At 69.6% G+C, this 11,900-nt stretch carries 14 protein-coding genes; 6 read left to right on the top strand and 8 right to left on the bottom strand.

Features of this window, described 5'->3' with window-relative positions:
- Positions 1 to 20 precede the first annotated feature (20 nt).
- From mmsB to P9K36_RS21805, 4 genes are all read left to right on the top strand, one after another.
- Positions 21 to 914: a 3-hydroxyisobutyrate dehydrogenase gene (mmsB, locus tag P9K36_RS21820; RefSeq protein WP_278305981.1), complete on the top strand. Its 894-nt coding sequence runs from the start codon at positions 21 to 23 to the stop codon at positions 912 to 914.
- Complete coding sequence (locus P9K36_RS21815) at positions 911 to 1,690, top strand: enoyl-CoA hydratase (RefSeq protein ID WP_043385729.1); 780 nt, start codon at positions 911 to 913, stop codon at positions 1,688 to 1,690. Before mmsB ends, P9K36_RS21815 begins: the two co-directional genes overlap by 4 nt.
- A 64-nt stretch (positions 1,691 to 1,754) precedes the next feature.
- Entirely contained in the window at positions 1,755 to 3,488 is a 1,734-nt protein-coding gene (locus P9K36_RS21810) for an AMP-binding protein (protein WP_278305980.1), read from the top strand.
- A 322-nt stretch (positions 3,489 to 3,810) separates the two neighbouring features.
- Entirely contained in the window at positions 3,811 to 4,443 is a 633-nt protein-coding gene (locus P9K36_RS21805) for a transglutaminase-like cysteine peptidase (protein ID WP_274926765.1), read from the top strand.
- A gap of 6 nt (positions 4,444 to 4,449) precedes the next feature.
- Here P9K36_RS21805 and P9K36_RS21800 read toward each other — a convergent pair whose 3' ends face one another.
- Entirely contained in the window at positions 4,450 to 4,707 is a 258-nt protein-coding gene (locus P9K36_RS21800) for a hypothetical protein (protein WP_043358027.1), read from the bottom strand.
- Between the two features lie 319 nt (positions 4,708 to 5,026).
- On the opposite strand from P9K36_RS21800, the gene P9K36_RS21795 reads away from it, so the two are divergent.
- Positions 5,027 to 5,734, top strand: a complete 708-nt coding sequence (locus P9K36_RS21795) for a transglutaminase-like cysteine peptidase (protein WP_051976324.1) — start codon at positions 5,027 to 5,029, stop codon at positions 5,732 to 5,734.
- 6 nt (positions 5,735 to 5,740) lie between these two features.
- On the opposite strand, the gene P9K36_RS21790 is transcribed toward P9K36_RS21795, so the two are convergent.
- The 7 genes from P9K36_RS21790 to P9K36_RS21760 form a co-directional block, all read right to left on the bottom strand.
- Positions 5,741 to 6,070: a hypothetical protein gene (locus tag P9K36_RS21790; protein ID WP_043358025.1), complete on the bottom strand. Its 330-nt coding sequence runs from the start codon at positions 6,068 to 6,070 to the stop codon at positions 5,741 to 5,743.
- Between the two features lie 144 nt (positions 6,071 to 6,214).
- Positions 6,215 to 6,430 carry a DUF3126 family protein gene (locus tag P9K36_RS21785; protein WP_007565940.1) on the bottom strand — a complete coding sequence of 72 codons (216 nt, stop codon included), beginning with the start codon at positions 6,428 to 6,430 and terminating at the stop codon, positions 6,215 to 6,217.
- Between the two features lie 93 nt (positions 6,431 to 6,523).
- On the bottom strand, positions 6,524 to 7,375 hold the full coding sequence (gene cysE, locus P9K36_RS21780; RefSeq protein WP_043388169.1) for a serine O-acetyltransferase: 852 nt from the start codon (positions 7,373 to 7,375) through the stop codon (positions 6,524 to 6,526).
- A 227-nt stretch (positions 7,376 to 7,602) separates the two neighbouring features.
- Positions 7,603 to 8,487: a helix-turn-helix transcriptional regulator gene (locus P9K36_RS21775; protein ID WP_278305979.1), complete on the bottom strand. Its 885-nt coding sequence runs from the start codon at positions 8,485 to 8,487 to the stop codon at positions 7,603 to 7,605.
- A 334-nt stretch (positions 8,488 to 8,821) separates the two neighbouring features.
- The gene (locus tag P9K36_RS21770) at positions 8,822 to 9,817 is read right to left on the bottom strand and encodes a transglycosylase SLT domain-containing protein (protein WP_043759076.1); all 996 of its coding nucleotides are present in this window, start codon (positions 9,815 to 9,817) and stop codon (positions 8,822 to 8,824) included.
- 188 nt (positions 9,818 to 10,005) lie between these two features.
- Positions 10,006 to 10,827 carry a Cof-type HAD-IIB family hydrolase gene (locus P9K36_RS21765; protein ID WP_179697169.1) on the bottom strand — a complete coding sequence of 274 codons (822 nt, stop codon included), beginning with the start codon at positions 10,825 to 10,827 and terminating at the stop codon, positions 10,006 to 10,008.
- Positions 10,828 to 10,831: 4 nt separating this feature from the next.
- Entirely contained in the window at positions 10,832 to 11,404 is a 573-nt protein-coding gene (locus P9K36_RS21760) for a gluconokinase (protein WP_278305978.1), read from the bottom strand.
- 175 nt (positions 11,405 to 11,579) lie between these two features.
- On the opposite strand from P9K36_RS21760, the gene P9K36_RS21755 reads away from it, so the two are divergent.
- A complete protein-coding gene (locus tag P9K36_RS21755; protein ID WP_043388174.1) occupies positions 11,580 to 11,864 on the top strand; it encodes a DUF3072 domain-containing protein in 285 nt (94 codons plus the stop codon).
- Positions 11,865 to 11,900 lie beyond the last annotated feature (36 nt).

Below are 11,900 nucleotides of genomic sequence, written 5' to 3'. Positions count from 1 at the left end.
AACAACTCAGAGAGGACGGGATGGCACAGACCATCGGGTTCATTGGTCTCGGCAACATGGGCGGACCCATGGCGGCCAACCTCGTGAAGGCGGGCCATACGGTGCGCGGCTTCGATCTGGTCCCGGCCTCGCTGGAGGCCGCCCGCGCCGAGGGGATTACCGTTGCGGGCTCGGCCCTGGCGGCGGCCGAGGGCGCGGACGTGGTCATCACCATGCTGCCCGCCGGACGGCACGTGGTCGAGGTCTGGACGCAGCTCGCCGCGGCACTGCCAGCCGGCACGCTGCTGATCGATTCCTCCACCGTCGACGTCGAGAGCGCCCGCAAGGCCCACGCCCTCGCGGAGGCGCGGGGCTGCCTGTCGGTGGACGCGCCGGTCTCCGGCGGGACCGGCGGCGCCAAGGCCGGGACGCTGACTTTCATGGCCGGCGGCGCCGAGGCCGCCTTCGCGAAGGCCGAGCCTCTGCTCAAGGCCATGGGCAAGAACGTGTTCCATTGCGGCGATGCCGGCGCCGGGCAGGCGGCCAAGATCTGCAACAACATGATCCTCGGCATCTCGATGATCGGCGTCAGCGAGGCTTTCGCGCTCGGCGAGAAGCTCGGCCTGTCGCACCAGGCGCTCTACGACGTGGCCTCGGTCTCCTCGGGCCAGTGCTGGTCGCTGACCACCTACTGCCCGGTTCCGGGCCCGGTGCCGACCTCGCCGGCCAACAACGGCTACAAACCGGGCTTTGCGGCGGCGCTGATGCTCAAGGATCTCCGGCTCGCCCAGGCCGCCGCCCTGGCCTCCGGCGCCGCGACACCCCTCGGCGCAGAGGCCGCGCAGGTCTACGGATTGTTCGAGGGCGCCGGTCACGGGGGAGAGGACTTTTCCGCGATCATCAATATGCTCCGCGGGCAGGGAGGCGAGTCGTGAGCGACGCGTACGAGACGATCCTGACGGAGACGCGCGGGCGCGTCCTTCTGATCACCCTCAACCGGCCGAAGGCGCTGAACGCCATCAACGCACAGCTCACCGGCGAGGTGATCCGGGCGGCCACCGAGGCCGATGCGGATCCGAATATCGGCTGCATCGTCATCACCGGTTCGGCCAAGGCCTTCGCGGCCGGGGCCGACATCAAGGAGATGCAGCACGCCACCTACGCGGAGATGTACGCGGGCGACCGGTTCGCCGACTGGGACCGCTTCATCGCCGTGCGCACGCCGATCATCGCCGCGGTGGCGGGGTACGCGCTGGGCGGTGGCTGCGAGCTCGCCATGATGTGCGACATCATCCTGGCCGCCGACACCGCACAGTTCGGTCAGCCCGAGATCAAGCTCGGGGTGATGCCGGGAATCGGCGGCAGCCAGCGGCTCACCCGCTTCGTCGGCAAGGCCAAGGCCATGGAGATGTGCCTGACCGGCCGGATGATGGATGCCGCCGAGGCGGAGCGTTCGGGCCTCGTCTCGCGGGTGATCGCCGCCGACCGGCTCCTCGACGAGGCCATGACGGCGGCCGCGACCATCGCGGCGATGTCGCTGCCGATCGCCATGATGACCAAGGAGGCGGTCAACCGCGCCTACGAGACCACGCTGACCGAGGGCATCCGCTTCGAGCGGCGGGTCTTCCATGCCATGTTCGCCACCAAGGACCAGAAGGAGGGCATGGCCGCCTTCGTGGAGAAGCGGCCGCCTCGGTTCGAGAATACCTGAGCGCAGCCCGCCCCGGCCGATGGGGTCGGGGCGCCAAGACCACAAGACGGGGAGGGGAACGACCATGCCGAGCTTCCGGGAGGCCCGCGACCTTCTGCTGGCCCATCGCACCGATTATGGCGCTGCCGTCTCGGCTTTCGCGTGGCCGGATCCGGTGCCGTTCAACTGGGCGCTCGACTGGTTCGACGCCGTCCTCGCCGGTCCCGAGAGCCGCGACCGGGCCGCCCTGCGGATCGTCGAGGCCGGCAGCGGGGCCGAGCAGAGCCTCACCTTCGGGGAGATCGCCCGCCGCTCCAACCAGGTGGCCAACCACCTGCGGCAGCTCGGCCTGAAGCGCGGCGACCATCTGCTCCTGCTGCTGGGTAACGTGCCGGCCCTGTGGGAGACCATGCTGGCGGCGATGAAGCTCGGCGCCGTTGTCATCCCGGCGACCACGCTGCTCACCGCCGACGAGCTGGCCGACCGCCTCGCCCGCGGGCGCCCGCGGGCGATCGTGGCCGGGCCGGAGCAGATCGCGCGGTTCGCCGGCCTCGACACGGGCGGCGCCATCCGCCTCGTCACCGGGGCTGCGACGGAAGGCTGGGCGGCCTACGACGACGCGTTCGGGGCCCCGGAGACCTTCGCGCCGGACGGGCCAACCGGGGCTGACGACCCGATGCTCCTCTACTTCACCTCCGGCACGACGGCGAAGCCGAAGCTGGTGCGTCACAGCCACCGTTCCTACCCGGTGGGAGCGCTCTCGACGATGTACTGGCTCGGGCTCCAGCCCGGCGACGTGCATTGCAACGTCTCCTCGCCGGGCTGGGCGAAGCACGCCTGGTCCTCGTTCTTCGCGCCCTGGAATGCCGGCGCGACGATCCTGGTGATCAATCAAGCGCCGTTCAACGCCGCCGCCCTGCTGGCGCAGCTGGAACGCACCGGTGCCACCACGCTGTGCGCGCCGCCGACCGTGTGGCGGATGATCATCCAGGAGGATCTGACCGGGAAGCGGCTCGCCCTGCGCGAGGTCTGCGCGGCGGGCGAGCCCCTGAATCCCGAAGTGATCGAGCGGGTGAAGAGCGCCTGGGGCCTCACGATCCGCGACGGCTACGGCCAGACCGAGACCACGGCGCTCATGGCCAACACGCCGGGGCAGCCGGTGGTGCCGGGCGCCCTGGGTCGGCCCCTGCCGGGCTACCGGGTGCGCGTCCTCGACCTCGACGGCCAGCCGGCCTCAGAGGGCGAGGTCTGCCTGGAACTCGGCGCGTACCGGCCCGCGGGCCTGATGCAGGGCTACGACGACGGCCAGGGCCATCTGTCGGGAGCCGACGGCGATCTCTACCATACCGGCGATGTCGCCTTCGTGGACGATCAGGGCTGTTACACCTTCGTGGGACGTGCCGACGACGTGTTCAAGTCGTCGGGCTACCGGATCAGCCCCTTCGAACTCGAGAGCGTGCTGATCGAGCATCCGGCCGTGGCCGAGGCGGCGGTGGTGCCGGTGCCCGATCCGATGCGCCACACCATCCCGAAGGCCTACGTGTCCCTGGTGGCGGGGGCCACGCCTGGGCCGGAGACGGCGCTCGACATCTTCCGCTTCACCAATGCCCGGCTCGCGACGTTCAAGCGCCTGCGCGGCCTCGAATTCGTCACCGACCTGCCCAAGACGATCTCGGGCAAGATCCGGCGGGTGCAACTGCGCCGCCTGGAGCACGAGGGCATCACCGAGGATCCGCACCGGGGCCGGGCCTACACGCAGGCGGACTTCCCGGAACTGAAGGGTGAGGCGGAGCGCAAGCTCGACCAGACCGCGGGCTGACCGCGTCCACGCCGTCGTCGCACGCCAGCGAAGCGATCCTGGGCAGCGCGACGCCGGCCGATGGGGCGCCAGGGGATTGGCGGGCTCCGCTCGCAACGACGATGGCGCCCCGCCAAGACTGCATGTTGGCGGGTGACAAACCCTCAAGGTTTCCGTTTCCCCAAACCGAAGCCCGCGATTTACAAGGCTTCTCAAGTCTCCCGTCGACGCTGCCGCATGTCAGCCGGCCCGCGCCGGCCGATCGATAAAATTGCGCGCATCCGCTTCAGCGGCGCGGAGGCTCTGCGGCGCAATCCTGTTCTCAACAACGGGGACGGGTTCGATGGGCGCGGGGCTTCTCAAGACGGTTCGGGGGATGCTGGTCGGAGCAGCGACGCTGCTCGGCCTCGCCGCCACGGCCCAGGCGCAGACGCTTGCGAGCCTGCCGACGGAAGACAATGCCCGGGTGCTGGGCGACGCCAAGCCGATCGCGGCCTGGGTGACCTTCTGCCAGACCTACGCGGCCGAATGCGCGCTCGACCGGGGCGAACCGGCCCGGATCAGCCTGACGCCCGCGACCTGGGCGACGATCGTGTCGGTGAATCGGCGGGTCAACAAGGCGGTCGAGCCGATGACCGATCAGGACCACCTGCACGTGGCCGACCGGTGGGATCTGGCCGAGGACGGCATCGGCGACTGCGAGGACTTCCAGCTGCTCAAGCGCCATCTGCTGGCCCAGGCCGGCCTGCCGCGGCGGGCGATGCGCATGACCGTGGTGATCGACGAGAAGGGCGAGGGCCACGCGGTGCTCACCCTGATCACCGACCGGGGCGACCTGGTGCTCGACAACAAGACCAACGCGATCCTGCCCTGGCACAAGACCGGCTACGTGTTCATCAAGCGCGAGAGCCAGGACGCCGTCGCCTGGGTCTCGCTCGGCGGCGTCACCTCCCCGGTCACCACCGCCAACCGCTGAGCCGTCTCAGGCCGCCCGGCTCAGCGACGGCTGGGCAAGGCTCGCCACATAGGCCTCGACCCGGCCGATGAAGGCAGCGAGATGGGGGGCGACGCCGCGAAGGCTGGCGAGATCCCGCACCAGAATGTCCCGCGACAGCGCCCTGTCGCCCTCGCTCGGCGCATCGGCGAGATAGGAATCCACCGCGTGCTCCGCGATATTGATCGCCCCGGCCCGACCATCCTCGGCGAGCGCTCTGATCACCTGCTGGATGGCGGGCTGCATTGCGGGTCCTTTCCTGAGGCGCAGTCCCGTCCGCGACGGGCTGGCTGGCTTCTTGCAATTCGATCGGGCCCGCCGCGAATCCTGCGCGTGAGCATCCCTGAGAAGCCGGCAAAACTGACCTGAATCAAGACCCTCGGAAGGGGCGCAGAGCGGCTATTCGCTCCGTGCATGTGTTTCGGGTCAGCTCTGCGGATGCAAACGTCTCTTAAATCGGAACCGATAGGGCTCGACGCGCGTTGTCAGTCTCGCCCTGACCCATTGTGCGTCGCACGTGGTCGTGTCACCCTTCCGTCATCATCGGGCGGCGGGGGCTTGGGCCATGCGGCACGCGGATGGCGGAATCTCGTGTCAGGTGTTCGGCGCCCTGCAATGGCGGGGCTGGGCTCATGCGGTGCGCCGGGCGCGCCAAGCCGCGAGCTTCGCGCTGGTGGGCGCGATCCTCACGATGGGCGGCGCGACGACCCATGCCCATGCCCGGCTCGTTCTTCCGGATCAGGTGACCGCCGTCGAACAGGCTGGGTCGGTGCGCGCCATCGCGGGCTGGACGGATTTCTGCGCGCGGACGCCCCAGGAATGCGTGGTCGACATTGCCGAGCCCAACGCGATCCCGCTCACCATGGCGGTGTGGCGGACCCTGCAGAGCGTCAACCGTCGGGTGAACGCCCGCATCAAGCCCATCACCGATCAGGCCCATTGGGGCGTCGTGGATCGCTGGGATTTTCCCGATGACGGCTTCGGTGACTGCGAGGATTATCAGTTGCTGAAACGGCGGATGCTGGTGGAGCGCGGCCTGCCGCGGCGTGCCCTGCTGATGACCGTGGTCATCGATGAGACCAACGAAGGCCACGCGGTGCTCACGGTTCGCACCGATCGCGGCGACTTCATTCTCGACAACAAGACCGACGCGATCCGCTCCTGGCGGCGTACCGGCTACAGCTTCATCAAGCAGGCCGGTCAGGACGGGCCGGCCTGGGTCTCCCTCGAGGGCAAGGACGGCACCGCACAGGTCGCCACCGCCGAGCCCTGAATCTGGTCAGACGCCGACCAGCATCGCGGCGAGGTCAAGGGCGACCCGGCCCGAGAGCAGGCTCCAGCCGCACGCGACGATGGTCGCCAGCATCACGAACGGCATCGGCCGGCCCTCGATCCGCCGGCCGCGCACCGTGTTGCGCAGGATGATGAACGGCGCCGAAAAGGCCAGCATCGGCAGGGCGGCCACCGCCGGGAGGCCGCCCCGCTCCAGCAGGCTGAAGCTCGCCCGCCGTGCTGCGAACAGCTCGAAGGCGCTGGCGATCAAGCCGGACAGTGCCAGTCCGATGCACAGGGTCCGGATCGACTCGATGGCGGCGGGCGTGAGGACCATTATTCGCGCTCCTGATACAGGTTGCGCGCACTGTACTCATGCCGTTTACCGCTTGTTAAGCACGAGTCTTGGGTAGCGTTAATCCGTGCACAGCTGTGGGCCGGCGCAGCCCCACCGGGGATGCGGGGTCAGCCGCGTCGTCGGCTAGGCCTCTTCCTCGAGATCGATGTCGAGGATTGCCATCCGGAAGACGAAGGAATCGTCGCCATCCTCCTTGTCGTCGGCGATCACGCCGATCGATTCCTCGCCGATGAATACCTCGGCGGAGTCGCCGGTCTTCATCGCCGTGAGGCGGATGTTGTTGTTCGCGAACTTGCGGCGCAGATAGTCCTGAAGCTTCGCGGTCTCGGCTTTGGTCACGCTGATCGATCTCCCCTGGCGGCGCTGGCGCCGCGGATGGGCCGAGGGCTTGCCACGCCTCGGGCGGAGCGGCAAGCGCGACGGCGTTGCGGTTCAGATCCCGTCGCCCAAGTGGATGAACTGGTCCAAGGCGACGAACTGGTCCATCGCCCGGGCGGGATCGTCGCAGCCTGCGGTGCCGACCACCCGCGCCGGCACGCCGACCACCGTGGTGTTGGGCGGTACCGGTCGCAGCACGACCGAGCCGGCCGCCACCCGGGCGCAGGCGCCGACCTCGATATTGCCCAGGATCTTCGCGCCGGCGCCAATCATCACGCCGCGGCGGATCTTGGGGTGGCGGTCGCCGCGCTGCTTGCCGGTGCCGCCCAGCGTCACGGCGTGGAGGATCGACACGTCGTCCTCGATCACCGCGGTCGAGCCGACCACAAGCCCCGTGGCGTGGTCGAGGAAGACGCCCCGCCCGATTCGCGCCGCCGGATGGATGTCGCACTGGAACACTTCCGAGACCCGGCTCTGGAGGTAGAGAGCGAGGTCGCGCCGGCCGCGGTTCCAGACATGATGGGCGAGGCGGTAAGCCTGGAGCGCGTGGAACCCCTTGAAATAGAGGACCGGTTCCAGCGCCCGGAGTGTCGCCGGATCCCGGTCGATCACCGCACCGATATCGGCGCGGAAGGCCTGCCCGATGTCCGGATCCACCGTGATCGCCTCATGGAAGGCGTGGGCAACGAGTTCTGCCGGCAGCGACGGATGCCCCAGCCGGGCGGCGACCCGGTGGGAGACCGCGCCCTCCAGCGTGGTGTGGTTCAGGATCGTCGCCACGATGAAGGAGGCGAGCTGCGGCTCGGTGCGCAGGACATCCTCCGCCTCGGCGCGCAGCCGCGACCAGACCGGGTCGAGGTGCGTGAGGTCGTGCGACTGGTGCGTGAAGGCAGGACTGGCGCTCATAGGCGGATGCTCATGTCCGGAACTTCGGATTCGCTGTCGGTCATGCCTGCGGCGGCGGACCCGTCGCCCGATCAAGCGGAAGGGGGCGCTGTCCGGGGCGGAAACGGGCCGGGCCATCGCTGGGCCGCATGTTCGGACCTAGCGTGGTGCGCTGCACCGCCGCGATCAAGGGCCGGCGCGACCCGAAAGCCGCATTGGCCGCATGGCTGTCAGCGAACGAGTGACGTTCAGTCCGCCAGCGGCGCAGCTTGGCCGAACCGCGCCTCGATAGCTGCTGTCAGGCGGTCCAGCATCGTCTGGACCGGGATGTTGGAGGTGTCCACCGTGGCGGGTGCCCGCGCGTAGAGCGGCTCGCGGCTCGCGAGGACGGCCCGCAGCTCCTGCATCGCAGAGGCATGGTCGCCCGTCGTGGCGAGGTGCCCCTGTTCGCGGACCCGGCTCATGTGCTCCTCCGGCCGCGCGCGCAGCCAGATCGTGTAGAAGGCTTGCAGCAGAAGGTCGTAGGTCAACGGCTCCGCAACGATCCCGCCGCTCGTGGCCAGAATCAGCGGCCCGGGATGCTCGGTGAGGCGACGCAAGGCCGCCTGCTCCAGCCGGCGGTAGCCCTCCTGGCCGTAGATCGCGAAGATCTCCTGGACCGAGAGGGCGTTCTCCCGTTCGATCTCGGCATTGAGTTCCACGAAGGTCCAGCCCAGGCGCTCGGCCGCGAGCTTGCCAAGGGTCGATTTGCCGGCGCCGCGCAGGCCGATCAGCGCTACCCGCGGGCGGTTGCTCGATTCCGGTCGGCTACCGCCGGATAGGGCGTTCTTGGCGGCGGCGATCTGGGCCGGGCTGGCCTGGGCGAGCAGGTCGCGCACCACCGGCCAATCGGGGAGCCCGTCATTGCCGGTGATCAGGTCGTCCAGTCGCACGCCCATGGCGTTGGCCACCCGCCGGAGCAGGATGATGGAGACGTTGCCCTGGCCGCCTTCCAGCTGCGCGATGTAGCGCTCGGACAGGCCGGAGGTCTGTGACAGAACCTTGCGCGACAGGCCGCGCACGGTGCGCGCGTGCCTGACGCGTCGCCCGAGGTCTGTGAGAAAAAGTGATTCCTGTTCCACCACGCCGCTCATGGCGCTGTTCGCTTTCCTGCCAGCTTGAGAGCAGGGTCGGTGCCCTGCATGCCTGCCGCTTCGAGATCGATCGCGCCCTACCGTACCGTCGGGCGATAGAATGCCCGACCTCGCGCGCCTGAACCGGCGTTCCTGCCCTGAGATCCGTCGCGCGCCATGCGCGCACGGCCGCTGTTTTGCGGCTTCGGTCCGTGCCGATCCAACCACGTTGCTGGCGTGGCGCCTATGTGTTGCGGAACGGTGCGATGGTCAAGCCTTGGGCATGATCCTTGTGTGGGCAGAGGGCCGATCCGCATCGGGTTCCCCGACGCGCGGCCGCTCCGGAATGGCGGGGCTACTCGACCGGGAGAGCGGTGGCCTCGCGCACGGGGGCCGCAGCCGGGGCGCGGCGCGGCGTGGCGGCGGCGAGCATCTGCAGGGACGGGCGACGCGGCGGCAGCGGCACCTCGATCGCCTCGACCGCCGCCTCGTTGGCCGGTGCCGAAGCGGCGGCCGGGGACATCGGAGCGGATGCTGCCGTGGCCTGTGGCGAGAGCCGGAGTTCCGCGATCTGCGCCGGCGCGGCCTCCGTCGCCGCCAGGGCGCTCCCGAGACCCGCGGGTCGACGCGGCGGCAGCGGCACCTCCACGGACGGAACCGCCGCCGCCTGCGCGGCGGCCGGAGTCGCCGCAGAATTCGCGGCCGAAGCCGCGGCGGGATCTAGGGACAGGCTGGCGAGCTCGATCGTGGTGCCGGCCAGGGCGGCCGGCCGACGCGGCGGCAGCGGCACCTCGACGGCCTCGGTCGGGACCTCCGCCACTGCGGCCGCGGTGGGCGCATAGGCCAGGGCTGAGGCCGCCGCGGTGTTCCGGGTCTCGGCGGCGCCGCCGCTGAACAGGCTCGCCAGGGCGCTGGCCGAGGCCGCGACGGGCGCCACCACCGCGGCGACTTCCGTGGAAATGCCCTGGCGCTTGGCTGCGTAGTAGTAGCCGCGATTATAGTATTGATACGCTTGGCCGAGATTGCCCTTGGCGGTCCGATAGGCGCCGGCAAGATAGGCCACGCCGTAGCGAAGGTTGGTTTCGGGATCGTACAGGCCGGCCGCATCGCCGGTGTAGCCGAGACTGCGGGCAGTCGCGTGCTTGATCTGCATCAGGCCGAGGGCGCTGCCGCCCTTGGCCCGCGGATTGTAGTTGCTCTCGCGCTTGACGACGGCGTGAACGAAGCTTGCCGGCACGCCGTTCGCCTTGGCCTGCTGCTCGATCAACGCGTCGATATTGTCGTGCGCGCTCTGCCCGAAGGCGGCTGCGGGCACGACCGCGAGGACGGCGGCCAGGATGAGGCGATGCATTCCGAGACCCGGTGCTGCTTGTTCTGTGGTCAAGCTAGGTCACGGGGAAATGAGGCCGGAAAGCGGCCCCGGTTCGGCAGCCTGTGGGCGGCCGGGGTGTCGGGAGCGTTTGTGATCCGCGGGCCACAGCGACGCAACACGCGGCGGCGCGGCGATCCAAAGGGATGCCCGGGGCGGCGGCCGGGCGGTCAGGGAAGGAGGAAGCGCTCGACCGCATGGGCGAAGCCGTCCGCGTCGTTGCTGTCGGTGACCGCGCGCGCAGCCGCCTTCACCGCCGCTTCGGCATTGCCCATCGCCACGGAGAATCCGCTTTGCGCGAACATCGGACGGTCGTTGCCGGCATCGCCGAAGGTGGCGATCCGCTCCGGCGGGATGGCGAGATGCGCGCTCATCCAGGTGACGAATCGCCCCTTGTCGAGATGGGGTGGCGTCACGTCGAGGTAGTATTTCTGCGAACGGTGGATGGTGGCTTGACCGGCCAGGGCCGCCCCGATCCGGGCTTCGCAGGCTGCCAGATGGGCGTGGTCGCGGCTGACGCCGACGATCTTGGCTGCGCTCCCCATGAGTGGGCCGAGATCGGCGACGACGCGGGGCTCCGCGCCGATCGTGCGGCGTTCGAGGTCGGCATAGGGACCCTCCGGGTCGCGCAGCCACCACGCCCCCTCGGCGAAGACCCAGACGTCCAGTCCCTCGGCCAACAGCCGGTCGAGGGCCGACCGGGCCGCCGCCTCGGGGATGGTCCGTTCCTCGATGGTCGAGAGGTCCGGCCGCACGACGCTCGCGCCGTTGAACGCCCCCATCGGCAGGTCGAGCTCGAGTTCGGCGACCAGGTTCCGCAGCCCGATCGGCGGCCGGGCCGAGGCGATGCTGAAGCCGATGCCTGCCGCTCTCAGCCGCCGGACGGCCGTGACCGTCGCCTCGGTCAGGCGCTTGTCGCCGGTCACCAGGGTTCCATCGACGTCCGAGATCACCAGGGCGATTCCCGAAGCCTTGCCGGATCCTGCAATCATCCGCTCACTTCCCAACCGTATCCCGGCGCATTTCGGCCGCGAGTTCCGCGACCACCCGGTCGGCAATGGCCTCGGGCGATTCGCGGATGCCGACCGTGATCGGGTGTTCATCGGCCCCCGGGATCTCCAGGGCCGCAAACTGGCTGTCCAAGAGACGCGGCGGCATGAAATGGCCCTGCCGCTCGGCGAGGCGCTGCGCGATCAGGGTCCGGTCGCCGTCCAGATAGACGAGGCGAACCCGCTGGCTCCCGCGGGTGAGAACGTCCCGGTACGCGCGGCGGAGGGCCGAACAGGCCACCACGCCCGACTCGCCAGCGTCGAGGCGCTGCTGGATCCAAGTCGCAATCCGGGCCAGCCAGGGCGCGCGATCCGCATCGTCGAGGGCGAGGCCCGCATGCATCTTCGCCACGTGCTCCGGCGTGTGAAAGCTGTCGCCGTCCGCGAAGATCCAGCCAAGCGTCTCGGCGATCAGCGCCGCCACGGTGCTCTTCCCGGAACCCGAGACGCCCATGACAACGAGCACCTGACCGGCGGCGGCCGTTCCGGCATCCGGCGCCGGCTCCGATTGGGACGTCATCCGGACCACCCTGGCTCCGAGGCGCGTCGGGGCGCTGCCCCTCACATCAATAGGAGCGGGTTTCCAGAAGGGAAGATCGCCGGGGATGCAAACGGGCTGCGGCGCCCGCAGGAACCGCGGCGCGGCCGGGCGCGTTCACCCCGCAGACGCCGAACATTTAGGGAACATGAGTCGCATGGCTAGCACAACCGCGAAGGCAACACCGAAGGCCGGCCGGGGTACCGGATCGAATCAGGACGCTACGGAGAACCCCAAGACCGACCCGAAGGACGTGTCGAACCAGATCAAGGACCCGGATCAGTGGACGACTGGCGGCGAGCCGATGACCGGCGCGCAGGCTTCCTATCTGAAGACGCTCTCGGAAGAGGCCAAGGAGCCGGCGGCGTTCGACCCTGACCTCGACAAGGCCGAAGCCTCGAAGCGGATCGACGACCTTCGCCATAAGGCCGGCCACGCCTGAGCCAAGCCGGGCGCGTTTCCCCCGGGCGCGCCCGTC

The organism is Methylobacterium sp. 391_Methyba4 (assembly GCF_029691625.1).
Taxonomy (GTDB): domain Bacteria; phylum Pseudomonadota; class Alphaproteobacteria; order Rhizobiales; family Beijerinckiaceae; genus Methylobacterium; species Methylobacterium fujisawaense.
The sequence above is the reverse complement of the archived record's forward strand: the minus strand, read 5'-3'. Positions and strand labels throughout refer to the sequence as shown.

Excerpts from the sequence above, each read along its gene's own strand:
- mmsB (WP_278305981.1), top strand. The coding sequence starts at position 21 with ATGGCACAGACCATCGGGTTCATTGGTCTCGGCAACATGGGCGGACCC.
- P9K36_RS21760 (WP_278305978.1), bottom strand. The coding sequence starts at position 11,404 with ATGACGTCCCAATCGGAGCCGGCGCCGGATGCCGGAACGGCCGCCGCC.
- P9K36_RS21755 (WP_043388174.1), top strand. The coding sequence starts at position 11,580 with ATGGCTAGCACAACCGCGAAGGCAACACCGAAGGCCGGCCGGGGTACC.
- P9K36_RS21810 (WP_278305980.1), top strand. The coding sequence starts at position 1,755 with ATGCCGAGCTTCCGGGAGGCCCGCGACCTTCTGCTGGCCCATCGCACC.
- P9K36_RS21795 (WP_051976324.1), top strand. The coding sequence starts at position 5,027 with ATGCGGCACGCGGATGGCGGAATCTCGTGTCAGGTGTTCGGCGCCCTG.
- P9K36_RS21765 (WP_179697169.1), bottom strand. The coding sequence starts at position 10,827 with ATGATTGCAGGATCCGGCAAGGCTTCGGGAATCGCCCTGGTGATCTCG.
- P9K36_RS21805 (WP_274926765.1), top strand. The coding sequence starts at position 3,811 with ATGGGCGCGGGGCTTCTCAAGACGGTTCGGGGGATGCTGGTCGGAGCA.
- P9K36_RS21800 (WP_043358027.1), bottom strand. The coding sequence starts at position 4,707 with ATGCAGCCCGCCATCCAGCAGGTGATCAGAGCGCTCGCCGAGGATGGT.
- P9K36_RS21790 (WP_043358025.1), bottom strand. The coding sequence starts at position 6,070 with ATGGTCCTCACGCCCGCCGCCATCGAGTCGATCCGGACCCTGTGCATC.
- P9K36_RS21775 (WP_278305979.1), bottom strand. The coding sequence starts at position 8,487 with ATGAGCGGCGTGGTGGAACAGGAATCACTTTTTCTCACAGACCTCGGG.
- P9K36_RS21770 (WP_043759076.1), bottom strand. The coding sequence starts at position 9,817 with ATGCATCGCCTCATCCTGGCCGCCGTCCTCGCGGTCGTGCCCGCAGCC.
- cysE (WP_043388169.1), bottom strand. The coding sequence starts at position 7,375 with ATGAGCGCCAGTCCTGCCTTCACGCACCAGTCGCACGACCTCACGCAC.